A 690-nucleotide genomic window follows, 5' to 3' on the forward strand; every position below is an offset into this window, starting at 1 on the left:
GGGTGTCTGTTTTTTTGTATACCCCGCGCGGGCGCTCCCCCCGCGCGGGGGGGGGGGGGGGGCGGGGGGGGGGGGGGGGGCCCCGCCCCCCCGGCCCCCCCCCCCGCTCGGCGACCTGCTGCAGCGTGCGGACATCACGCTGGCGGAGGCCAGGCGCGCCCGGGGCGAGGTCCTGGCGAAGATCGCCGCCACCGAGGTGCCGGCGGTGCCGGGGCCCGCCTCGGCGCTGCGCGAGCGGATCGCCCAGGCGGTCGAGCTCCAGCACAGCGGGCAGTGGTACCGGCTCGGGCCGCTGCTGGACGCCCTGGAGGACGCGGCCGCCAAGGAGCTGGCCCGGGCCAGGCACTCGCTGACCGAGGTCGCCCAGCCGCTCGCCGTCCGGGCCGAGCTGCGCGGCCGGCTGGAGGCGTACCGGGCGATGGCCGCGCGGCACGGACTGACCGAGGACCCGGAGGTCGTCGAGCGGTTCGAGAAGGCCCGCTGGCTGCTGTGGAGCGCGCCCTGCGACCTGCGGGCGGGGGCGGACGCGGTGGCCCGCTTCCAGCAGGCCGTCCGGCCCCGCCCGGCCCTCCCGCCGGCCCCGGGGGGGGGGGGGGGGGCGGTGGGCGGGGGCGGGGCCGCGCGCGCGCGCCGCCCGCGCGGGGGCCGGGCGCGGCGGGGGCGCGGGGGGGCGCGGGGGCGGGGGGGGGC

General features: G+C 83.2%; 1 pseudogene. It reads left to right on the plus strand.

The features are described 5' to 3' along the window. Positions 1 to 105: 105 nt before the first annotated feature. Positions 106 to 690 (plus strand): annotated as a pseudogene (locus ACFV0G_RS35250) (hypothetical protein); the annotation flags it as partial.

It is taken from the genome of Kitasatospora sp. NPDC059571, assembly GCF_042735675.1.
Lineage (GTDB): Bacteria > Actinomycetota > Actinomycetes > Streptomycetales > Streptomycetaceae > Kitasatospora.